This is a genomic window from Paenibacillus sp. BGI2013, assembly GCF_002843485.1.
Lineage (GTDB): Bacteria > Bacillota > Bacilli > Paenibacillales > Paenibacillaceae > Paenibacillus > Paenibacillus amylolyticus.
The window spans coordinates 620,673-643,417 of the sequence record NZ_PJFA01000003.1 but is presented as its reverse complement, the minus strand read 5'-3'; the positions used below and the strand labels follow the sequence as shown (position 1 = coordinate 643,417).

The following is a 22,745-nucleotide window of genomic DNA, read 5'->3' as shown; positions in this document are numbered from 1 at the left end:
CTCTTCGAAATATTATTCAGTATGTTATTTACGGGGATACCTACAGTTTGTAAATCTCGGCATATTTGGCTTCCAGATAATCAGCCAGATAATCCGGGTTCAATTCTTCACCCGTTATGGCAACAATTAATTCGGAAGGTGTGCGACTTCTACCATACCGGTAGATCTTGTCTGTAAGCCATTCCTTAATTGGAATCAGATTACCTTCGGCAATGAGGGTATCAAACTCCGGCATTTCCTTGCGCAATGTATGTAGAATTTGAGCTGCATACATATTACCCAGAGAATACGAAGCAAAGTAACCAAAGTCACCACCAGACCAGTGAACATCCTGAAGAACACCGTCTCCATCATTCGTTGGCATAATACCTAGGTATTCCTTGTATTTTGCATTCCAGGTCTCTGGCAGGTCTTTCACTTCCAGACCATCGTTGAATAACATTTTCTCGATCTCATATCGGATAATAATATGCAGGTTATAGGTCAGTTCATCCGCTTCAATCCGAATGAGTGAACTCTCTACCCGGTTGATTGCACGATAAAAATCTTCCAGTTCAACCTCGCTCAGTTGCGGGAAATGCTGTTGCAAATCTTTGTAATAGCGTGTCCAGAATGGCAGGCTGCGACCAATCATGTTTTCCCAAAGACGGGACTGGGACTCATGAATCCCCATGGACGTTCCTTCGGCAAGAAGGGTACCCGCCAGACTGTCATCAATATTTTGCTCGTACAGGGCATGTCCGCCCTCATGCAGTGAACTGAAGACTGCGCTTGCTACATCATCTTGCAGATAATGTGTTGTGATCCGCACATCACCCGGGTTAAGACCCGTTGCAAAAGGATGAACACTCTCGTCCAATCGTCCAGCTTCAAAGTCATAGCCCATTTGTTCCAGGATGAACAGACTGAATTTTTCCTGCTGTTTGGTGTCAAACAACTGATTCAGGAACTCTGTATTTGGCTTGTTTTCTGAAGCATTAATCTTCTCTTGCAAAGGCACCAAACGTGCTTTGAGGCGGGCGAACACAGCGTCCACTTTCTCAACCGTCAGATCCGGTTCATACATATCAAGCAGCGTATCATAACGTGTATCCTTCACACCCCAATAATCAATAAACTCCTGTTTGAGCTTAACGATATCTGTGAGATAAGGTGAGAATCCTGCAAAATCACTATTATGCTTGGCATCTTCCCATGCCGTTTCCGACTTGGCTGTTAGCACGGTATAAGCTTGTACTTTCTCAGGTGGTACGGATTGACTGCGATCATATTCTTTCTTGCAATCTTCAACCAGACGACGATCTATATCTTCGAGCTGTTCCAATACTGCTGGAGTCGTTAATGCATCCAGGTAAGTCTTCATGTCAGCCGAGGTTTGCAGCTTGAATGCTTCGGTGGACAACATACCCAGCGTCTCCGAACGAGTCGGAACGCCTTTTTTCGGCGCACCTGTGCGCAGATCCCAGTGAAGCAAACCAATGGCTTCATGATAGCTCTTAATTTTACGAGCCAGATTACGGAAGGATTCCAAATGTTCCTGTGTTTGTTTATCCATTGTTATCGTTCACCTCTTCAAAAAAAATGTTATACCCTATTGATGATACTTTTTGCATTGCGTATAATCAACTTTTAACAGATGAAAATTGCATTGTTCTCCTAAAGATACGTGTTCAAAAAGTCTGGTTTTCATTACCGAGAAGATAGAAATGGCGTTCAGCTTCGATGCTGATGATGCCCTCAGGCATGATTTGTAATCAAAAGTGGACTTTTTGAACAACCTCTAAAGGGTTGGAGTAATGCCATCTGCTGACCGTGAAATACTATTAAAGCAAAGGCGTGTAGGACAAGCTGCATCATATGCAAGTGGCCGTGCTCGTCGTATTGGATAACAGGAGGCAATGGACATGAACAACATTCAAGAGATTTTGACTTACAACAAATCATTTGTCGAGACCAAAGAATACGAAAAGTATACGGCTGGCAAGTTTCCAACCAGAAAGATGGTTATCATCACTTGTATGGATACACGTCTGGTGGAATTGCTGCCCAAGGCCATGAACCTGAAAAACGGTGATGTGAAAATCATCAAAAACGCAGGCGCAATTATCTCGCAGCCTTTCGGGAGTGTAATGCGTAGTGTACTTGTCGCCATCTATGAACTGGGTGCAGATGAAGTCCTGGTAGTGGGGCATACGGAATGTGGTATGGCTTCCCTTCACGCTGAGACCATGATTGGACATATGGTAGAGCGTGGCGTATCGGAAGAAGTCATGACTACTCTGGAGAACTCTGGCATCCGTTTGCAAAAATGGTTGCGCGGGTTTGACAGCGTCGAAGAAGGGGTAAAACATACTGTGGAAGTGATCAAGAAACATCCTTTACTTCCTCCCAATGTACCCGTCCACGGCATGGTTATCGATTCTGCTACAGGTGAACTTGATCTTGTCGCTGAGGGGTATGGACAACAGGCATCTCTCTAAATGGTTTGGAGTGCGGACCTTATGGTTCGCACTTTTTTTGTCTAAATTAAGGCAGTTGTTCTGTCAGGTTGTCAAACCATACAGTTTCAGTGTACACTTTTTATGAAAGCGGTCAAAGAAAGTAAAAACGATTGTTCTCTCTGACCTAGCCCTAATATTAAGGAGACATGTGCATGAACATACTTTCCTACGGATTACTCGGGCTGCTTACCCGCGAGGAGTCATCGGGCTATGATCTGATGCTGAAAATCCAGCCACATTGGCAGGCGAAACACAGCCAGATCTATCCACTCCTGTCCAAGATGGAAAACGATGAGTTATTGGCCTCCCGCTGGGTACAACAGTCTGACAAACCGGACAAGAAAATGTACGCAGTTACGGAAAAAGGCATTGAAAAGCTCTTGGAATGGATGATTACTCCTGTTACCGCACCGGTTACACGCGATGAATTTAATTTGCGTATTTTGTGTGTTGGCATAGCGGAAGACGGAAGCATGAGACGCATTCTTAACGAGCGTAAAAGCTGGTTTATGGAACGCATACGTTATTTCGAGGATCTGAAGTCACGTATACCTCAGGATAATCTTCGTGTAGGCAACCGAGATTTTGGAAGCTACATCCTGGTACAAAAAGGGTTAATGCACGCACAAACAGGCCTGGAATGGTGTCATTGGGTTACCCAATTGCTTGATGGCCAAGCTGCAATTCAAGACCCAAGTCCAAGCGTTTCAGAAATTTAATAAAATTTGAAACGTTCCTGCAAGTTGACCGTATTACATGAGTAAGGCCCATTTTTGGGCGATTCAAACAAATTAATCGGGGGGTTACGATCTTTACAATGAAGAAAAAATTCGGAGTTAAACATCTAATGATGGTATTTATGGCCTTTACATTATTGTTCGCAACAGTGGGAGTAACGAATCCGGATTCTGCAGATGCAAGACGTGGTGGCGGATTCAAGTCCGGTACAAAAAGTTATAGCAATACACCTAAGAAATCCGACAGCAATGTAAGCAAATCGAATACGAATAACAATTCCAGCAATGGAGCAGCTACAACGAACCGTGGCGGATTCTTCGGCGGTGGCGGCGGATTCATGAAAGGCATGATGCTTGGTGGTCTTGCTGGTATGATGTTTGGCGGATTGTTCGGTGGCATGGGCGCTCTGGGTAACATCCTTGGATTGCTCGTGAACGTTGCAGCAATTATGTTGATTGTTATGCTGGCTATGGCACTCTTCAGAGCCATCTCCAATCGTCGCAAACCTGCAGCGGATGGTCGTTATGACCGTCGCAATGATCGTGATGATGACCGTAACAGAAACGGACGGTACTAATCTCTATGGTTCTGAGCATGGATGAAATTGTGAATGCAATCTGTATTCATATGGCAGAACGTAAGGGTGTACGTCCAACCGATGTGAATGTAGAACTGAGCTGGGAAGAAGATACAGGTTATTCCGCTGAAGTTTGGATCCAAGGACGCAGTCAATATCTGGTCGAGTCCAATATGATTGAAGCGATTCTTCGTTACCTGCACAGTGAATACAACATCCGGGCGTACCGTGAAAATGTGCGACTTGATCTGGATGAAGAAATCACAGCGATCGTTAATCAATAAGATAGGTCAATCACTGGCCTGATATACGAAAGACCGCCTCCCCTCTGTCGCCTGACAGAGATGGAAGGCGGTCTTTTTGTTTCTGTATTTGTAGCTCTATTTGTGCGTCTATTGTAGTCTCTATACGTCTCTGTGTTACGTTCTAATTCTTGGAAACTACGATTGAAGTTTAACCAGGCTGTAGTTCTTCTTACCTTTACGGATAATAATGAATTTACCGCCAATGCCATGCTCTGCCGACACTGTGAATTCAAGCTCCGTGATTTTCTCACCGTTCATGGAGATAGCGCCTTTAGTGACATCCTCACGCGCCTGGCGTTTGGATGGCTCCAACCCCAGATCTACGAGCCAGTCGACGATATTTTTCGCTTCCCCGTCCGTTTCGAATGTTGGCATTTCCTTGAAACCCTGCTCGATTTCATCTGCTGTCAGGGAACGGATATCACCACTGAACAGCGCCGCTGTAATACGTTTAGCCTGTTCGAGCATTTCTTCGCCGTGAACGAATTTTGTCATTTCTTCCGCGAGTGCTTTCTGTGCTTCACGTCTGTGCGGCTCTGTCTCTACCTTTTCAGCCAAAGCTTCGATTTGTTCTTTGCTGAGGAAAGTAAAGTATTTCAAGTATTTAATGACATCACGGTCATCTGTATTCGCCCAGAACTGGTAGAATTCAAATGGTGTCGTTTTGTTCGGATCAAGCCAGATTGCGCCGCCAGCTGTTTTACCGAATTTGGTTCCGTCCGATTTGAGCATGAGCGGAATGGTCAGACCATACGCCTTCGCTTCAGATCCTTCTTTTTTACGAATCAGATCAAGACCACTCGTGATATTCCCCCATTGATCCGAACCGCCAATTTGAAGCTGTACATCTTCGTTTTGGAACAGGTGCAGGTAGTCGAGTGATTGAAGGATCTGGTATGAAAACTCGGTGAACGAGATTCCGCCTTCCAGTCTGCTCGCAACTACATCCTTAGCTAACATTGTGTTAAGGTTAAAGTTTTTGCCGTAGTCACGCAAGAATTCAATCACATTGATTTTGTGTGTCCAATCGTAGTTGTTCACCATGCGAACCTGATTATCACCGTCTGTTACGAACAGCTTCTTCATCTGCGCTGTCAGTGCATCCACATTCTCCTGCACTTGCTCCATCGTTTGCAAAGAACGTTCTGCCTGTCGACCACTTGGATCACCAATCGTTCCTGTAGCTCCACCAATCAAAATAACCGGACGGTGTCCTGCCAGTTGAAAACGTTTCAGCATCATGAATGGAATGAGATGTCCGATATGCATGCTATCCCCCGTAGGGTCAACGCCGCAGTACAGTGAGATTGATTTGGTTTCAGTCAACTCACGCAGTCCCTCTGCATCTGTCTGCTGGTTAATGGCGTCACGCCACTGTAGTTCATCAATAATATTCATGTGTATAACCCCTTTTCTATCCTCAAGATTCAGTCATGATCTACGTTAAATTACGAAATTACACGCTGGAACGGCTTTTTTGGACACAAAAAAATCGCCTCCTTGTCTTCATTAGACACAGGGACGATTATCATAACCGTGGTACCACCCAAATTGCATGGACAACACGTGACCTTAACACGTTATCCATACCACTTTTGGCAATATATCGTTTGCCCATCCGCTTGGCATTACCCAAGTACTCCAGAGTGTAATTCGCAGCCCTTGTATGTATCAGGTTCCATCAACCCCTGACTTTCTGTAACAGGGACAAAGCCGCTACTGCGCTCTATCAACGTGATTCATGTATTCAATTTATAGCAAGTATAGCCGAACGTTTCAGTCATTGCAAGACCAAGTATTAATCTTCGAACAGAACAACGGATGCATAGTTGAAACCAGATTATATAATCATCATGTTCAATTTTCCGTGATAATAACCATAAGCTTTCTCCGCGATCTGATCCTCATTGTTCCAAAACTGCTGATCCAGCGCATCTAACTGCTGCTCTTGTTCCTTTGTCAGGAATTTAGGAATATCCCACAGTTCGGTAAGCCTTTCATCCTCTTTCAAGTGCTCAATGTAGCCGTATGCTGACGTTATAATCTCCACGACTTGAGTCGCACCAATGATATGTAATGCCCGCAACGCGTAACGGTATACCTCTTCCCCCCAGTTGCAGAAAAACTGTATAAAACCGCCATTAAAGACATCCGCCTCTAACAGCCATAAAGCAGCAATGTCCTGCTCATTCGAAGTCAACGATGCCCAGCCCTGTTCAGATTCATTCTTTTTTTCGACAAATAACACAGCATAGTCATACCATACGTCATTAATATCTTGCTCGCTCATGTAACACACCTCACTTTTCTTTATGCCATGCCCTCTAAGTCCTGACGTTTGCCCGTCTGATGCCAATGTAAATAAGGATTACCGATCTGCTGGAAGGCTTCCAGGACACCCCTGTTCAGGTCCTTCATCACTTCATTTGTATAGTTCAAATGCGTCTCTTTATTATCCACGCCATGTCTTTCCAACAACCCTACATGCGTCGCGGTGAAAATAATATCTTCCAGCAACCAATAGATGACTTCATCCGGCTGTTTCACCTGTTTCTCCAATGAGACGTGACCACGTTCGTATATTCGTACGATATACGTATCTTCTCCAGTCTCTACATAAGGCACCCCATCCCATTTAAAGGTCTCAAACAAGCGGTTAACATAGTTCTGCATCTGTTCCCTGGGAAAAGATGTACGCTCTAAAAGCTGTAAAAGGATGTCTGCCAATTGTTGTTTGCTTAACATGTTGGACATGAATGCACCTGCCTCTATAAAGTAACGTCGATGACAGAATAAAAAAATGAAAAAGCTGCCCAAGGCAGCCTCTTCATATTTATTCCTACTGTTCAATCAGGTCCCACAAAAAGTCTGATACGAAGTATTACATTGTGCAGGTAGTTCGGCATATTCAGCCTGTTCAGGTGAGTGTGCAAACGGATCTGAAAGAACTGCCAAAAGCTTCTCCATCACGCTAAGGTCTCCGTGATTCTCCGCTTGCTCAAGGGCTTCCTCGACCCGATGATTTCGGGGAATGACGGCTGGATTGCTTGTTCTCATCAACTGTCGAGAGACTTCCTTCTCCTCTTGCTGTCTGTCCAATCTTGCTTGCCACCGCTCATGCCATTCAGCAAATTCTGTCGTGCCAAACAAAGCTGTCCCTTCCAATGTATCAAAGGTCAATGCCAGAAACGTATTGGTGTAATCTGCACTATGCTTCTCCATAAGTTCAAGAAGCTCCTTGATCAGCGCTTCATCTTCGGCCTCTTCATCCAACAAGCCCAGTTTGGCACGCATTCCCTTGAGCCAATGATGATGGTACAATTCAGAAAATTGTGCGATAGCATCCTGAGCAAGTTGCACGGCCTGTTCTTCATCTTCATGCAACAACGGCAGAAGCGTCTCGGCAAAACGAGCCAAATTCCACCCGGCAATATACGGTTGATTACCATAAGCATAGCGACCTTGCCTGTCAATGGAGCTGAATACGGTCGAAGGATTGTAAGCATCCATAAAGGCACACGGACCATAATCGATGGTCTCACCACTGATCGCCATGTTATCCGTGTTCATCACGCCATGAATGAAACCAACACGCTGCCACTGGGCAACGAGTGCCGCCTGCCGCTTAATCACTTCTTGAAGGAACAAAAGATAGCGATTTTCGGCTTGGGCAACCTTAGGGAAATGTCGATTCAACGTGTAATCAGCCAACGCCCGAAGATCGTCGATAGACCCCCATCTGGCTGCATACTGGAAGGTTGCTACCCGGATATGACTGGAAGCCACACGCGTTAAAATGGCACCTGGCCGCTCTGTTTCGCGGATAATGTTTTCTCCTGTTGATACCACAGCCAGACTGCGTGTCGTTGGGATCCCCAGTGCATACATCGCTTCACTAATAATATACTCTCGCAACATGGGCCCTACAGCAGCACGTCCATCTCCTCCACGAGAGTACGGTGTTCTCCCTGAACCTTTCAGCTGGATATCCACTCGCTCGCCCTGTGGCGTAATCTGTTCACCCAACAGCAAAGCTCGTCCATCTCCAAGCATGTTAAAATTGCCGAATTGATGCCCTGCGTAGGCTTGAGCTAAAGGCTCGGCCCCTTCCGGAATCAGGTTACCTGCAAAAATTTCCGCTCCTTCCTCACTGTCAAGAGACTCCACATCCAGACCCAAGCTGGATGCAAGCAGTCTATTGAAAATAATCAGCTTTGGTGATTCAACAGGCACTGCGCCCTGACTTGTAAAAAAGGGTTGCGGCAACTGCGCATAACTATTCTCCAAGTTCCACCCTTTGTTCAACGTTTCTTGTTGCATGGTGATCACAACTCCTTTTCTGCACCAGGGATATCCCTTGGTTATATTGTAGCCTTGTGAACCAATGCTCATTTATGTAGTCGCATGGAAATTCAATTCAAGAGGTTGTTGACTTAAACGAACATCTAAAATGTTCTTGATGAAACTTTAGCATATTTGCATGTCTTTTGCATTCCTCATGAATCGTAAGCACCAAAAAATCCAAGAGGTTTCTTTGCCAAGTGGAATCATTGTCTTACATTCCACTTCCCAGAAAACCATCTTGGATCTATTCCACTTACTACCAGATGACACGTCTGTTATTACAAGGATTACGTATGTGCTTCTTGAGCCTGTACAGGCTGTATTGGCAATTTCTCTTTTTTCAAAGCAAGGTTAAAGAAGACATTAAGCAGGATGGCTGACAGGCTTCCCGTAATAATACCATCGCTAACAATAATCCGAATACTTTGAGGAAGCTGGGCAAACAGATCGGGTACAGCAGTAACACCGAGCCCAAGTGAAACGGAGCAAGCCACGATCAATAGATTCGATTGTTTGCCAAAGTCGACGTTTTGCAGCATTTTGATCCCGGATGAGACGACCATTCCAAACAGGACAACAGTCGCTCCTCCGAGGACAGCACTTGGAATAATGGTTGCAAAAGCAGCTACTTTGGGAATAAGTCCGAGAAAGACCAGTATACCTCCGGCTGCAACAACAACATTGGTCGTTTTCACTTTGGAGAGCTGAACCAAACCAACATTCTGAGCAAATGTATTATATGGAAAAGCATTAAAGATGCCGCCAAGGACAAACGCAAGACCTTCTGCGCGATATCCCCGTGCCAGATCGTTTTCGTTGATCGGTTGATCACAGATTTTGCTCAAAGCCATAAATACACCTGTTGATTCGATGATAACCACCGTACCTACAATAATCATTGTAATAATGGGGCCGATTTCGAAGGTAGGCCATCCAAAGTAAAAGGGTTGAGGTAAATGGAACCAGGAGGCTTCCTGTACAGAGGCAAAATTCACTTTTCCCATGATGGCTGCGATGAGGGTTCCCACAATAATACCAAGGAGAACAGCCAGGGATTTTACAAAACCGCGAGCATATCGATTCAGGATTAGAATGAACAGTAATACACCAAATGAAAGCGCCAAATTGTCCAAACTTCCGAAATTCTCGCTGTTTGCTCCACCCGCCATGTTTTTAATGCCGGTTGGGATTAGCGCAAGACCGATAATGGTTACCACTGTACCGATCACAACTGGCGGAAACAATTTGACGATTTTGCTAAAAAATACGGCAAAGATGACGATAAATAACCCGGCTGCGATGATCGACCCATATATGGCAGGAATTCCGTATTGCGATCCAATCGCAATCATGGGTGTCACCGCTACAAAAGAACTTCCGAGCACCGCTGGCAAACCTATACCCAGATACTTCCCTTTCCGAGCCTGAAGCCATGTTGCAATCCCACACGTTAACAGGTCAATGGATACCAGATACGCCAACTGCTCTGCAGTCAGATTTAGTGCTCTGCCCACAAGCAAAGGCACCAGAATTGCTCCCGCATACATCGCGAGTACGTGCTGAATTCCCAGTGAAAAAACTCTCATCTTTTTGGTTTCTTTCATCCCACGTTGCCCCCCTGAAATTAGAATCAACCAAACCGCTGCAAAATCATGTTATGTTGATTCACATTATATAAACTATTCAGGGAAGTTCCATGATTCATAACATAGAATTGTGATAAGAGATAAAGAGCCCAACTAAAATTGGGCGTGTTATACAAAAGGTACTCTCAAACCGTTTGTATCGTGTTATATTAGTTGACGCAGAAAAACGAAAGTACTCTTTACACTCAGAAGCAATGAAACATGAACGTGAGAGGTAACTTCAGTGATTCATGTAAATTCATGTTAATGCATAATGTCAGAACATCATTTCTTTCATATTCTCAGCTTGTCGTGTTAAGAGGTTTGATGTTAAAACGTTGCTCCATTACCTCTCCGTTCTGGTGAACCCTCTCCGTAAAAAACACTTCTTCTCTGTTCATCAGAACAACGGATGAAGCTCTGGTCCCATAGTCGAATTTCTCACTTCTAACAAAGATGGGAGAAAGCAAACGTTCCCACTCCAATGGAACACCTGTATGGGGCAAAAGCTCATCCACTGAAGGGTCTGCCATTTGCAGCAAACCTAATATTTCTTCTGTCAGGGTAGCTTCGTCCTCCCCTTGGATGATTTTCTCCAGCCCTTCTTTTCCACGCTTCACCTTGGGCCAATCCGTATTAATCAAGTGATTACTAATCCCGTATATTCCCGGTTTCAACTTCATCACAACATTACCTACATTAGAATAATAATAGAGGTCGTCAAGATCACCCACTAACAAATTGTAGCCAGGATAATCATTTCGGCTTTGCTCCGCATGTTGCATATACTGCTCAGGTGTGGACGTTCCCTTTAAAAAATCAGCAACCAGATCTCCTCTTGAGCCCTTGGCATGTACATCTTCATTCGGATCACGATAATTCGTGGTAGCAGCCAGACGCCCCTCTGTGGTTACGCCCATCCAGGTTCCCATTTTCGACAAATCCCGGCCAGCCAATATATGAGGATGATCTTCCCAATAGTGTGCTTGAGCCGTAGGTCTGTGATAGAATTCATCCCTATTTGATCCCAATATAAGCGGATACTTTGGATCCATGTTGTAAGCAAATAAAATTAAACACATGGGAATCTTCAACTCCTATATTCGTTAAACCTCTGATTTCGCGCCTTTATATAGCATAATCAACTACAATTACATCTTCCACCCAACCATCGAGGGAAGCTACAAATGCCTGATGAGCAGGATGTGGACCATAGGCGCGCAATGCCTCCTGATCTTCAAACGTCACTCTCAATCCAATCGTGTAACCTTGGATACGATCCGTTTCTTCCGTTGCATTGATCCCTGCGGTCAGCCCGACAATCCCCGGGATTTGTTCCTGTAACGTGAGCAATTGATCCACCCATTCCTGCTGTTTAGCTAGTGTGGTTTTATCGTTAAATTTAAAAACAACCAAATGTTCAAACATCTTGTTATTCCTCCCATATCCATCCGAATATTAATGCAATTTCGTTAAATGAAGTCAATTCAACAATTCCAATCCACCCATCATATAAGGGACCACTCTGTTGGCTAATTCAGCCGGAGATTCCTGCCCGCCTTCAATATTCCATCGATACGTCATTCCATAGATCGACCAACTTAGTGTGGTTGCCGTAATTTTCAGCGTTTTGGGATCTACATCACCCGCTACTTTGCTCAATAATTCAAGAAGGAATTGCTCCAGTTGAGTCTTGATGTTCTCTTCAATAATTGGTGCAACTGTCTCATATTTTTTGATGCAACCATTACTTGAGACGTGATAATCACATAATGAAAATATAAGCTGCTGTATGGTTTCGGCTGATAACCGGGCATCCGGGTCCACTCTTTTCGTCACGTATTCCATAAAAGCATCCGCTAAAAAGGCTTCAAGCAGTGCATATTTATCCTGAAAATGGGCGTAGAATGTAGCCCTGTTAATTGTGGCTTGTTCCGTAATGTTTTGAATCGTAATGCTGTTGAAATTTTTAATATTCAATTGGTTTAAAAACGCATCAAGAATTAATTGACGCGTGCGGATTACACGCGAATCATTCGAGTTTGGAGACAATACACCAGACATGTCCCAATCCTCCTTTGTACACAAAATATTTGGTTAGACTCCTTCATTATAGATAAGTGTTATTTGTTCAACAAGTGAAAGTAAGTGCAAAGACACCATACAATAATCCGTGTCTTTCGCTTAAGCAACAAAATGCTTCGATTGTTGGTTGAGCATGCCTATACACCTTGTTAAGATTGCACTCGTACCCGCTTGAAGGTGCATAATAATGGAGGTGCTTAGTTTGAGTAATCAACAACATAACGTTATTTCTACAGAGTTTCTGTTCCAACCATACACTGTTCAAAAGTTAACCCTATCCTCGCGCATCGTCATGTCCCCCATGGCTCGTGCCTTCTCCCCGGATGGTGTGCCAGGTCCCGATGTAGCTGCATATTATCGTAGGCGTGCCGAGCATGGTGTTGGACTCATTATTACCGAAGGTGCGACCATTAAGCATCCATCTGCATCAAGTGAGCCTAGAATCCCTCATATGTATGGAGAAGCAGCTCTTCAAGGCTGGGCTGAAGTGGTCGAACAAGTCCATGAAGCCGGCGGCAAGATTTTTCCGCAGATTTTACACATGGGAATCGTTCGCCCTTCCGAATCTCAGCCTCACCCCGAGGCTGAATCACTTAGTCCATCGGGAGTTGATATGGAAGGTACTCAAGTAGGTGAGTCAATGACGGAGGCAGAGATCGCAACTGTGATTCAAGCTTATGCCGATGCAGCAGCCAATGCACAAAGCATTGGTTTTGACGGAATTGAGCTTCACGGTGCACACGGTTTTCTGATCGATCAATTTTTCTGGAAAACAACGAATAGGAGAACAGACCGCTATGGCGGTGACCTACAGAAACGAACTCAATTCGCGGTTGAAGTTGTAATGGCAGTTCGTGCTGCGGTAGGTCCTGATTTCCCTATCGCGATGCGGATTTCCCAATGGAAGATGAATGATTATCAAGCCAGACTGTTCGACACCCCCGAACAACTGGAACAATTCCTTCATTTGCTGGTTGACGCAGGTGTAGATATCTTCCACTGCTCGACACGACGCTTCTGGGAGCCCGAGTTTGAAGGATCTGAGCTTGGATTTGCAGGTTGGGTGCGAAAGCTAAGTGGTCAAACCACCATTACCGTCGGTTCTGTGGGTATGCCAGATGAGCCTGAAGCAGGAGCAGATAAAGCAACACATCCAGGTATGAGCGAGCTTATGAAGCGTTTCGATCAACAGGAATTTGATCTGGTGGCTGTGGGACGTGCGCTTCTTGGTGACCCGGCATGGGCAGTTAAAATACAGGAAGGCCGCGTATCTGAAATTCACCCTTTTACACCTGAAGTACTCGCTACGTTACACTAAGAACAATACCTTATTGTTCCAGAGATTTTTTCTCCACTATATATAGGTTTGAACTCATGAATCAACTATACTTAGCAAAGGGCTCGCTTTCCCTCCGGGATTGCGGGTATTTTGTTTTTAGAGATATCTGTCCGACCAAACACTTCGAGCAATAGCAATATCATTCAAGAAAATTCCTTCTTTGCAACCTATAATGATCTTAACTTACCAGAAAGAAGGTGCATCATGACTCGGGAAGTCCGGACTGTCGTATTTGATACCGATCTACAGCTAGAAGCTTATCAATTTGAAGGCATTATGCAGAAGTTTCCCAATCATTTTCATGACTATTATGTCATTGGATTCATTGAGGAAGGCAAACGACACCTCGTCTGCAACAACGAAGAATACATTCTGAATAGTGGTGACATGATTGTTTTTAATCCACATGATCCTCATGCCTGCGAACAGGTCGATGGCAGAACCCTCGATTATCGCTGTATCAATGTCCAGCCTGAGGTTATGCGAGAGTATGTGAGAGAGATTACCGGACAAGCTTACTTGCCACGGTTTACATCCCCCGTTCTCTACCAAAGTGAACTTGTGGGTTCCCTGCACGAGCTGCATCAGATGATTCTGGAAGAGCAATCGGATTTCTGCAAAGAAGAATTGTTACTCTTACTACTGGATCAATTGCTGCGAGATTATTCGGATGCTGAACCACCTGTTTCCACACAGGATGTTACCTTGGAGATCAGACGCATATGTGATTACATAGAAGCTCATTACATGGAGAGCATCTCGCTGAACGAGTTAGCCGATTTGACGGAGATGAGCAAGTACCACCTGCTGCGTTTATTCACCCGCCAGAAAGGAATATCACCTTACCGTTACCTGGAAACGATTCGCATTAATCAAGCCAAACGTCTGCTGGAACAAGGTCTGCTTCCGATTGAAGTAGCTGCACAGACAGGATTCAGTGACCAGAGCCATTTCACGAATTTTTTCAAAAAACTGATCGGCCTGACACCCAAGCAATATAGACGTATCTTCAATCATGATTCAGAGTTGAAACGAACCACCACTAACATCGTATGACAAGTCATCTTGATCATCAAAACACTAAAGCCTCTACCGGACATCTACTCGCTTTGTTTACTATACTGATCTGGGGAACTACCTTTGTCTCGACCAAAGTTCTGCTGATTGACTTTACTCCAGTGGAGATTCTATTTTTCCGTTTCCTGATCGGGTATTTGATACTGTTATTGATCTATCCACGTTCACTGCGGATCGCCTCATTCAGAGAAGAATGGTTATTTATTGGAGCAGGACTATGTGGGGTGACGTTATATTTTCTTATTGAAAATATTGCTCTGGTGTACACAACAGCTTCCAACGTGGGTGTTATTGTCTCCATTGCCCCGTTCTTCACTGCCGTGCTCGCACACTTCTTCTTAGATGGTGAGAAGTTAACTCGCCGCTTCATTATCGGATTCGGGATTGCCTTGAGCGGCATCCTACTCATCGCACTGAACGGCAGTTTCATTCTGCAACTGAATCCGATAGGTGATCTGCTTGCTTTCATAGCACCTGCGGTATGGGCGATCTACTCTGTGCTAATGCGGAAAATTGGGCAGCTTCGCTATCACTCCATTGGTGCGACTCGCAAAGTGTTCTTCTATGGCCTGATCTTCATGCTGCCAGCTCTTTTCCTGTTTGAATTCCACTTGGAACTCGGACGCTTCACAAACATGACCAATCTCTCCAATATTCTCTACCTCGGTCTGGGTGCCTCCGCGTTGTGTTTCGTGACCTGGAACCGGACTGTAAGTCTTCTTGGAGCTATTAAAGCGAGTGTATATATCTATCTCGTGCCTGTCATTACTGTTGTGTCATCTATACTGATTCTTCAAGAGCAGATAACCTGGGTGATTGTACTCGGTGCGTTCTTAACCCTATTTGGCTCTTACATTTCAGAACAAAAAGGACACAAGCATAACAACAAAAACACTAATCCGCATAGCGGTTAGTGTTTGCTTCATTTTTCACTGATATAACTGGACATCGTGGTTGACCACCGTTAACATGCAGCAGAAGTCATTCATTTTATCTTATTCAATTGAGACAGCAGAATCTCCAGTTCCTCTTGCTCCAGATGACGCCATTGCCCCCGCTCCAGTTGATCCAGCGTAATATTCATAATTCGTACACGCTCCAGCTTCAGGACTCGGTACCCCAAGGCTTTGCACATTCTGCGGATCTGCAGGTTGAGACCCTGTGTCAGAATAATACGAAATACATTGTCACTTTGCCTATACACTTCGCAGGGCTTGGTCACCACGTCCAGAATTTCAACGCCTTCAGACATGGACTTTACGAATTCGTCAGTTATGAGTTTGTCTACAGTCACTACATATTCTTTATCATGATTATGCTCCGAACGCATCATCTTGTTCACAATGCCTCCGTCATTCGTAAGCAAAATCAACCCCTCAGATGCCTTATCCAGCCTGCCTATCGCAAATATGCGAGAAGGATAATTCATATATTGAATGATGTTCCCCTCCACATGTTCTGCTGCTGTGCAGACAATACCGATGGGTTTGTTCAGAGCAATGTAGACAGGTTCGCTGTCATTACGAGGAATCTCCTTCCCATCAATGAGTACCACATCGTGAGGTTCAACTTCGGCCCCTTTTTCACATACCCTGCCATTGATCGTTATTCGTCCGGCCGCAATTAAACGGTTCGTTTCCCTGCGGGAGCAGAATCCCGTTTCACTTATGTATTTGTTAATTAACATGTGTCACCGCTTCTCATCTATAGTATTGCCACTGGTGCTTAGAGTACTGGTACGTTCATTCGCTTCGTGCAATCAGTTAGTACCTTGTACTGATTTTCATTCCACATCATCTCATTTATACTGAAACGAAGCAATGATTGGTTATAAAAAACACATACAACGTTACATAGGAAAGCCAAATTACACTCTGGAAGGAGTTTCTCATGTACAAAGTTACTCGATTTACAGTTGACCCCGATGATCCAAACCAAGACTCTGGCATGTGGATTGGTGGAGAAACTGCATACATTTCCGACTGGCCACTCAACCCTGAGGGGCAGCCTTTATTACATCTGTTCTCCATCAATTGCAATACACTTTCACAGCAGGTCCATATCCCTTCTTTACCACAAGATAAATATATCTCGGTCTTCTCGACCTACTCCGCTTCCGAATACTTTCTGGATCAGGTAACCTATACGGGAGATGAGCTGGAATGGAACGAGAATATTGTTGCCGGATGCACTTATGTCTCGGTATCTTCGCATCCACTCACTTCCGTATGTCCCGTTCCACCCATTCCGTTAAGCGGCGTACATTTGATTGAAATGGAGTTAGACGATCATGAGTTCCCTGCATTTTCATTTTTCTCTCCCACTGTAACAAACTGTGTGAAAGGAATTGACCATTTGCTAGAAGAACATCAACTGGTTTGTCAAATATATTCCGGAGATTTTCCTGAGCCTTATCGGGATATATTGGGTCTTCCCGATGCAAACGGTTATTTATTTTTGCGAAGTGGTCCCGCGTCTGCGCACGCACCATTCGATGGAATTTTCTTTGTGCAAACTGCTTAATGGCGATTCGTTGAGGTCAGGTATCATCATATAAAACGGCTAATCAGAACGTTTCCCGTCTACTCAGACAGGGAACGTTTTTTATATATGCACGTTTTACTATCCTCGATCAATACAGATGGAAAACCCTGTTAAAAGGTCATATGAATTAAATCATATCTACCCTTTCGACACGAAATCGTTTTAGAAAAAATTTAGTACAAGAAATATTTCTCTTCATCAAAATTTAACATTATTTTACAACAAAAAGCATGTACATTTGGACAATTATGGTATAAGTTATATATGAAATAAACATAAATTACATAATATAAAATTTATATCCAACTAGGAGGCAGGCTTTTGAAAAGAATATTCGCTCTAAGCTGCGGTTTTTATCTGTTAATCGGCATAACCAGCGTTGTGCTCGGTGCACTTCTTCCTGTTTTATTGTCACATTATGAGCGCGGTTACAGTGATGGCGGATTTTTGTTATTTCTGCAGTTTCTTGGATTTCTTGTCGGTGTCATCGCAGCTCCTGCCCTGACAGCCCGTATCGGAAGAAAAGCGATGCTGACCCTAGCTCTGATCTGTATTGTAGCCGCCTATATAGTACTCGGTTTTCTGCCATCCTGGTCTGTAGTTCTTCTTCTCACAATTATCGTAGGTTTCGGTTCAGGTATCATCGAACCCTCTGTAGGTGCATTCACGATCGAATTCACTGAGAATCAAAAGGCGGTCGCCATGTCCAAGCTGGATGTCTTCTTTGCTCTTGGAGCACTTCTCATCCCGGCTGTCGCTGCTTTATTCATCTGGATAGATCTGTGGCATCTTACTTTTTATACGGTGGCCGTGTTGTCACTAGTTCTCATGCTGCTGTGGATTACTATGCCCCAGCCAGCCGCACTGTATCTGGAACAGGCTGGCGAGAATACAGTGGCACATGCAGCAGGTAAAGCCCAATATTCGAGAAAACATCTGGGTCTGCTGACAATCTTCGTCATCTTCTTTTTCATCTACATGGGATTGGAACTGGGATTGATGAACTTCCTGCCCTCCATTCTCGTAGAACGATTGCACCTTCAGGAATCTGTCGCATCGCTGAGTGTCTCCATCCTGTGGATTGCGATGATCATCGGTCGTCTTTTCTCCGGGAAAATAGCGGAAGCCGTCAACTATATGCCATTCCTGATCTGGAGCACGGTTGGCACGCTTTTGTTTACTGTCGCTATGGTATTTGTAACTGGACAGTGGGCAACGTATGTGCTGATCTTCGGAACCGGTCTGTTCATGTCGGGGCTGTTCTGTATCGCACTAGTCTACGCAAATGTTCTGATTCCCGGTATGACCGAGCGGACAACCAGTATCATGATCGCATCGGGTGGTATTGGAGGTGCCATCTTGCAGTATGTGACTGGATGGAGTATGAGTACAGGGCCTGTCGTGAATACGATCTGGATTTTGGCCGGATTCTGTCTGATCTTGCTGCTCACATTGATGGTCTCTCATCTATGGACTGTAGAAAATAATGCAGTACGTACTGCTCTCGCACAACATAGTAAGGAAATGTAAACATCGTTTCTTAAGGGAGGTGATGCCCGCATCATCCGGATTGTTGAGCTTCGTTCGAGCTAGTACACCATTATATTGGAGGAAATCGTATGCAAACTTTAACCAACAACCGCTTCATAGCCGGAAAAGGGATTAAGTTGATTGACGATTCAGGTGTTGAATACCTGGATGGCGTGTCGGGAACATTCAATCTGTCACTGGGCTATAATCACCCACATGTTGTCAGCAAAATTCAGGAACAAGTCGGCAATCTGACGCATATGTCTTCCTCCTTCACCGAACCGTACGTAAATGAAGTACTTGATCACTTAATCGAATATGCTCCAAACGACATTAATGCCGGATGGATGCGGGATATCACTGGTTCAACTGCCAACGAATGTGCAACCAAAATTGCACAGAAGTATACCGAATCAACAGACATCATCAGCCTGTATCTGTCCCATCATGGGCAGACCCAATTTGCCACTGGGATTTCGGGGAATGCCTTTAGACGGAAACGCTTCCCCAATTCGGCTGTGGCTAACGCTGTCCATGTACCTGCCCCATACTGTTATCGTTGCCCATTCAAATCCTCAAATGGAGACTGCGGCTATCAATGCGTTGAAGCTATATCTGATGCGATAGAATATGCAAGTTCCGGCTCAGTCGCCTGCATGATTATCGAACCCATTCTCGGAAATGGCGGCAATATCATTCCTCCTGCCGGATATTTCAAACGACTGCGTAAACTGTGTGATGAGTACAATATTATTCTCATTGCTGACGAAGTACAGACAGGAATCGGTCGTACCGGAACCATGTTCGCCAGCGAACTGTTTGATATCCAGCCTGATATGATTACCCTTGCAAAAGGTCTTGGCGGGATCGGCGTACCTGTTGCTGCGGTGTTAATGCAATCCCGGCTGAACGTGCTCGAAAAGCACGAACATTCCTTCACCTCAGGAAGTAATCTGATCTCCGTAACTGCTGCCAAATCCACCTTGGAAGTGGTATCCGAACCCGGGTTTCTGGATGCGGTGAAACGCAAAGGTGAAATTTTGGGTGAGTTGCTGCATGAATTGGCTATGAAATACCCAAGTATCGGTGAAGCTCGTGGTGTCGGGTTAATGTGGGGGTTGGAAATTGTAGGTGACGGTAATGAACCGGATACGCTCAAAACCAATGCCATTGTTGACCGTGCTTTTACAGATGAGCATCTGATCTTGAGAAGTTCAAGATATGGATTTGGCAACGTTGTTAAGGTTCGGCCTTCCCTCACCACAACTGAAGACGAACTGGTTGAGATTGTAGAGCGGCTGGATTCGGTGCTTGCCAGCGTTCATTAGTGAGTAATTCATATTACACTCGAACACTACGCAAACAGAACAACCTTTCGATCGCTGTTATCCCCGGATTTTTTGATTCCCCTTTTCCCAAGGGAAAAATCCGTTGATAAAGGCGAACGCTCCGCTTCTACATGTTTGTTCTGTTCTCTTCGTTATCGTGTAATCTGAAATACAATTTTATTACTATAAGGAGGTTATATCATGCTTGCATTGGTATACAAATCGGCTTGGGATGTGGCGCTTGAGGATCGGCCTGTCCCGGAAATCACAAGAGATAATCAGGTGTTGGTTCGTATTCGAGCAACTGGTGTATGCGGTACCGATCTCGGTATTGTAAGCGGCAAATATCATGCGGTCCCTTCTGTCATTCTCGGTCATGAGTCTGCTGGGGAAGTCATTGAAGTTGGCTCTGCGGTTACGACATTACAACCGGGCGACCGTGTTGTAGTCGACCCTACCTATTATTGCGGACAATGTGACATGTGCAGAACAGGCAGACAAAATCATTGCACACATAAGTCTGTTACCGAGACAGGTGTGAGTGCTGACGGAACATTTACAGATTATTATGTGACCGAGGATCGTTTTTTGTACAAATTGAAGGATCATGTGAGCTATGAAGAAGCAACTTTGACGGAACCACTCAGCTGTATGCTGACCGGGATTAATCAGATTCATTTACTCCCGAATTTCAGAACAATCATCCTCGGCGCAGGCCCGATTGGCATTCTGTACAGCTACGCGCTCGCCTCTAAAGGGGTTACCGGCTGTCTGGTCGACATCTCCGAAGAACGCTTGGCTATTGCCGGTTCCATTGCACCTGATCGTTGGGAAGTTCATTCATCCTTCGAAAATGCCATAGAATCACTGTCACCCGAAACCCAGCAGGTCGATATGATCGTTGATACAACGGGCGTTGTGGGCACACAAGTACTTTCCCAACTCGCCAGCGGCGGTTACCTGATGCTGGTTGGTCTGAGAGATGGAAACACATCCTTCAATCCCAAGGAAGTTGTGGACCGCAGTCTGAAAATTATTGGTTCCATCGATTCTCTGGGAACATTTGCAACCGCACATTATATGATTGAACAAGGGATTATTCCGGCAAAAAAAATCATCACCCACTCCTTCCCGTTGGAGGATTACGAAGAAGCATTCCGCACACTTGGCTGCGATATTCAGGGACGCACACTTCAAGCCTCATCACATGCCATTAAAGTTGTGCTGCAATCCAGCGGTTCCAGTTTCTAAAGTGGAAGGTTAACCATGAATGGATTACATTAGAGATATATGTATACACAATCCTGGAGGAGGAATACAACATGGCAGCGAACAAAGAATCTAACGGACTGGGAGCCCATGATATCATTCAAGCGGTCATTTTTGACATGGATGGTGTACTAATTGACAGCGAACCGATTTATTTCGAGATTGAGCGCAGCTCTTTTACCCATTTTGGAGCAAGGGTGACTGATGAAGAACATCATACCTATGTTGGAGTTACGCTGGAATCCATGTGGCAACAAGTATTGGACAAACATCAGCTGACAGCTACGCTGGAAGAAATATTTGCTTATCATCAGCATAATGTGATGCAAACCATGCTTGCCCATCCGAATCTGACGGCAATGCCTTCCGTGGAACGCTGGTTAAGCTGGCTGCATGAGCAACACATTCCCATAGCCGTAGCTTCTTCCTCTCCACGTGCACTGATCGATCTGATCATGGACAAAACCGGACTTGGGCAATACTTTGAGGTGCGAATGACAGGTGAGGAAGTTACAAACGGCAAGCCGGCCCCAGATATTTTCCTGACCACCGCTGAGATGATTGGTGCATCCCCTTCAAATTGTCTGGTGATCGAGGACTCGCGCAATGGTGTCCAAGCCGCCAAAAGTGCAGGCATGCGCTGCATCGGATATCGTAATCCGGGATCAGGCAATCAGGACTTGTCCAAAGCCGATCTTCAGATTTCCAGTTACGATGAGTTATGGACATTGAAGAATACACTGCCCTTTGAAGGCAGATTGCCAAGTTTGTCAAAGTTTCGCTGAGAAGATCGTAATTTCGGAATGAGGATTTAGAAAAAAAAAAATCCAAACGGCTTCAATTCATTTGAATTGGAGCTGTTTGGGATTTGCTTGCTGCAATGGGTGTTACATAAGAACACATGCTGTAATTTCAACTAAACCGAAAGATCGAGACTTCTACCCAGATTGGGATGAGGAGCAGGTATTGACTTCAACATTTCCGCCATCTGCTGGCCTTGCTGCTGTGCCATGTCTTTTGTAATCGACATCACTTGCAAGCTTGCCGACTGCACTACTGAAGCTTGGCTCATCGCCATTGATAATGCTGCAATATCCATGTTCTGCACTCCTTTCACTTTCTGATTACATAGATGTACTTATTATATATCGGTTAGAAGGGAGGAATTGTTAAAAGGTCGATCAAAATGTTGATCCGACCACGTAAGAAGCTTTATTTCTCCATCTACAGTAATTTTCCAGCTATCATCATTAACGGAGCATAAAAAGGGGATGCCATAAGTCATGAGCATGACTGAGGACATCCCTTATTAAAGTTATTTTATTCTAATGAACCTGGCACACGCTATTCGCTCAGATTTGCACAGGTCTGTGGTGTAACGAATCACAGAGACGTTATTTCGTCGATTGGGTTGTTTTTTAGGTTCTGACACCCTGATATGATGAAATAACGTTACTGAGGTTCGTTTAAGTTTGCCATTCAC

General features: G+C 44.7%; 23 protein-coding genes and 1 other annotated feature. Of the genes, 12 read left to right on the top strand and 11 right to left on the bottom strand.

What is annotated here, in order from left to right; translation table 11 throughout:
- Window positions 1-40: 40 nt before the first annotated feature.
- Window positions 41-1,555 carry a carboxypeptidase M32 gene (locus tag CXK86_RS10220; protein WP_101313667.1) on the bottom strand — a complete coding sequence of 505 codons (1,515 nt, stop codon included), beginning with the start codon at window positions 1,553-1,555 and terminating at the stop codon, window positions 41-43.
- Window positions 1,556-1,904: 349 nt separating this feature from the next.
- Between CXK86_RS10220 and CXK86_RS10215 the strand changes: the two genes are divergently transcribed.
- The 4 genes from CXK86_RS10215 (at window position 1,905) to CXK86_RS10200 (ending at window position 4,100) form a co-directional block, all read left to right on the top strand.
- Window positions 1,905-2,480 carry a beta-class carbonic anhydrase gene (locus tag CXK86_RS10215; protein WP_036672768.1) on the top strand — a complete coding sequence of 192 codons (576 nt, stop codon included), beginning with the start codon at window positions 1,905-1,907 and terminating at the stop codon, window positions 2,478-2,480.
- Between the two features lie 173 nt (window positions 2,481-2,653).
- Window positions 2,654-3,220 carry a PadR family transcriptional regulator gene (locus CXK86_RS10210; protein ID WP_036613540.1) on the top strand — a complete coding sequence of 189 codons (567 nt, stop codon included), beginning with the start codon at window positions 2,654-2,656 and terminating at the stop codon, window positions 3,218-3,220.
- 98 nt (window positions 3,221-3,318) lie between these two features.
- Window positions 3,319-3,816: a hypothetical protein gene (locus CXK86_RS10205; RefSeq protein WP_036613538.1), complete on the top strand. Its 498-nt coding sequence runs from the start codon at window positions 3,319-3,321 to the stop codon at window positions 3,814-3,816.
- Window positions 3,817-3,821: 5 nt separating this feature from the next.
- Window positions 3,822-4,100, top strand: coding sequence for a YxcD family protein (locus tag CXK86_RS10200; RefSeq protein WP_017687903.1), 279 nt, complete (start codon window positions 3,822-3,824; stop codon window positions 4,098-4,100).
- A gap of 156 nt (window positions 4,101-4,256) precedes the next feature.
- Here CXK86_RS10200 and tyrS read toward each other — a convergent pair whose 3' ends face one another.
- From tyrS to CXK86_RS10160, 8 genes are all read right to left on the bottom strand, one after another.
- Window positions 4,257-5,519, bottom strand: a complete 1,263-nt coding sequence (tyrS, locus tag CXK86_RS10195; protein ID WP_076250151.1) for a tyrosine--tRNA ligase — start codon at window positions 5,517-5,519, stop codon at window positions 4,257-4,259.
- 116 nt (window positions 5,520-5,635) lie between these two features.
- Window positions 5,636-5,863, bottom strand: a binding site (T-box leader).
- Between the two features lie 98 nt (window positions 5,864-5,961).
- Window positions 5,962-6,411 (bottom strand): DMP19 family protein, encoded by a 450-nt coding sequence (locus tag CXK86_RS10190; RefSeq protein ID WP_076250149.1) that lies wholly within the window; start codon window positions 6,409-6,411, stop codon window positions 5,962-5,964.
- Between the two features lie 20 nt (window positions 6,412-6,431).
- Window positions 6,432-6,875 (bottom strand): Imm63 family immunity protein, encoded by a 444-nt coding sequence (locus CXK86_RS10185; RefSeq protein ID WP_076250147.1) that lies wholly within the window; start codon window positions 6,873-6,875, stop codon window positions 6,432-6,434.
- A gap of 96 nt (window positions 6,876-6,971) precedes the next feature.
- Complete coding sequence (locus CXK86_RS10180) at window positions 6,972-8,441, bottom strand: protein adenylyltransferase SelO (RefSeq protein ID WP_076250145.1); 1,470 nt, start codon at window positions 8,439-8,441, stop codon at window positions 6,972-6,974.
- Between the two features lie 311 nt (window positions 8,442-8,752).
- Window positions 8,753-10,069, bottom strand: a complete 1,317-nt coding sequence (locus CXK86_RS10175; protein WP_076250143.1) for a nucleobase:cation symporter-2 family protein — start codon at window positions 10,067-10,069, stop codon at window positions 8,753-8,755.
- 323 nt (window positions 10,070-10,392) lie between these two features.
- A complete protein-coding gene (locus tag CXK86_RS10170) occupies window positions 10,393-11,172 on the bottom strand; it encodes an NRDE family protein (RefSeq protein ID WP_076250141.1) in 780 nt (259 codons plus the stop codon).
- Window positions 11,173-11,218: 46 nt separating this feature from the next.
- Window positions 11,219-11,518: a Dabb family protein gene (locus CXK86_RS10165; RefSeq protein WP_076250139.1), complete on the bottom strand. Its 300-nt coding sequence runs from the start codon at window positions 11,516-11,518 to the stop codon at window positions 11,219-11,221.
- A gap of 54 nt (window positions 11,519-11,572) precedes the next feature.
- A complete protein-coding gene (locus CXK86_RS10160; RefSeq protein ID WP_076250137.1) occupies window positions 11,573-12,154 on the bottom strand; it encodes a TetR/AcrR family transcriptional regulator in 582 nt (193 codons plus the stop codon).
- Window positions 12,155-12,377: 223 nt separating this feature from the next.
- Here CXK86_RS10160 and CXK86_RS10155 point away from each other — a divergent pair, with 223 nt between their 5' ends.
- The 3 genes from CXK86_RS10155 to CXK86_RS10145 all read left to right on the top strand — a co-directional run bounded on the left by CXK86_RS10155 (window position 12,378) and on the right by CXK86_RS10145 (window position 15,505).
- Window positions 12,378-13,493, top strand: coding sequence for an NADH:flavin oxidoreductase (locus CXK86_RS10155; protein WP_076250136.1), 1,116 nt, complete (start codon window positions 12,378-12,380; stop codon window positions 13,491-13,493).
- Window positions 13,494-13,718: 225 nt separating this feature from the next.
- Entirely contained in the window at window positions 13,719-14,570 is an 852-nt protein-coding gene (locus CXK86_RS10150) for an AraC family ligand binding domain-containing protein (RefSeq protein WP_076250134.1), read from the top strand.
- Window positions 14,567-15,505 (top strand): DMT family transporter, encoded by a 939-nt coding sequence (locus CXK86_RS10145; protein ID WP_076250132.1) that lies wholly within the window; start codon window positions 14,567-14,569, stop codon window positions 15,503-15,505. The genes CXK86_RS10150 and CXK86_RS10145 overlap by 4 nt, the downstream gene beginning before the upstream one ends.
- 71 nt (window positions 15,506-15,576) lie before the next feature.
- Here CXK86_RS10145 and CXK86_RS10140 read toward each other — a convergent pair whose 3' ends face one another.
- Window positions 15,577-16,278, bottom strand: a complete 702-nt coding sequence (locus tag CXK86_RS10140; RefSeq protein WP_076250130.1) for a pseudouridine synthase — start codon at window positions 16,276-16,278, stop codon at window positions 15,577-15,579.
- A gap of 203 nt (window positions 16,279-16,481) precedes the next feature.
- Here CXK86_RS10140 and CXK86_RS10135 point away from each other — a divergent pair, with 203 nt between their 5' ends.
- The 5 genes from CXK86_RS10135 to CXK86_RS10115 all read left to right on the top strand — a co-directional run bounded on the left by CXK86_RS10135 (window position 16,482) and on the right by CXK86_RS10115 (window position 22,047).
- A complete protein-coding gene (locus CXK86_RS10135) occupies window positions 16,482-17,114 on the top strand; it encodes a hypothetical protein (RefSeq protein ID WP_076250128.1) in 633 nt (210 codons plus the stop codon).
- A 342-nt stretch (window positions 17,115-17,456) separates the two neighbouring features.
- On the top strand, window positions 17,457-18,665 hold the full coding sequence (locus CXK86_RS10130; protein ID WP_076250127.1) for an MFS transporter: 1,209 nt from the start codon (window positions 17,457-17,459) through the stop codon (window positions 18,663-18,665).
- 89 nt (window positions 18,666-18,754) lie between these two features.
- Window positions 18,755-19,993 (top strand): aspartate aminotransferase family protein, encoded by a 1,239-nt coding sequence (locus CXK86_RS10125; protein ID WP_076250125.1) that lies wholly within the window; start codon window positions 18,755-18,757, stop codon window positions 19,991-19,993.
- A 201-nt stretch (window positions 19,994-20,194) separates the two neighbouring features.
- Entirely contained in the window at window positions 20,195-21,244 is a 1,050-nt protein-coding gene (locus CXK86_RS10120) for a zinc-dependent alcohol dehydrogenase (RefSeq protein WP_076250123.1), read from the top strand.
- Between the two features lie 71 nt (window positions 21,245-21,315).
- On the top strand, window positions 21,316-22,047 hold the full coding sequence (locus CXK86_RS10115; protein WP_076250122.1) for an HAD family hydrolase: 732 nt from the start codon (window positions 21,316-21,318) through the stop codon (window positions 22,045-22,047).
- A gap of 131 nt (window positions 22,048-22,178) precedes the next feature.
- Here the strand turns inward: CXK86_RS10115 and CXK86_RS10110 are convergent, their stop codons facing one another.
- Complete coding sequence (locus CXK86_RS10110; RefSeq protein WP_076250120.1) at window positions 22,179-22,361, bottom strand: YjfB family protein; 183 nt, start codon at window positions 22,359-22,361, stop codon at window positions 22,179-22,181.
- Between the last annotated feature and the right edge of the window lie 384 nt (window positions 22,362-22,745).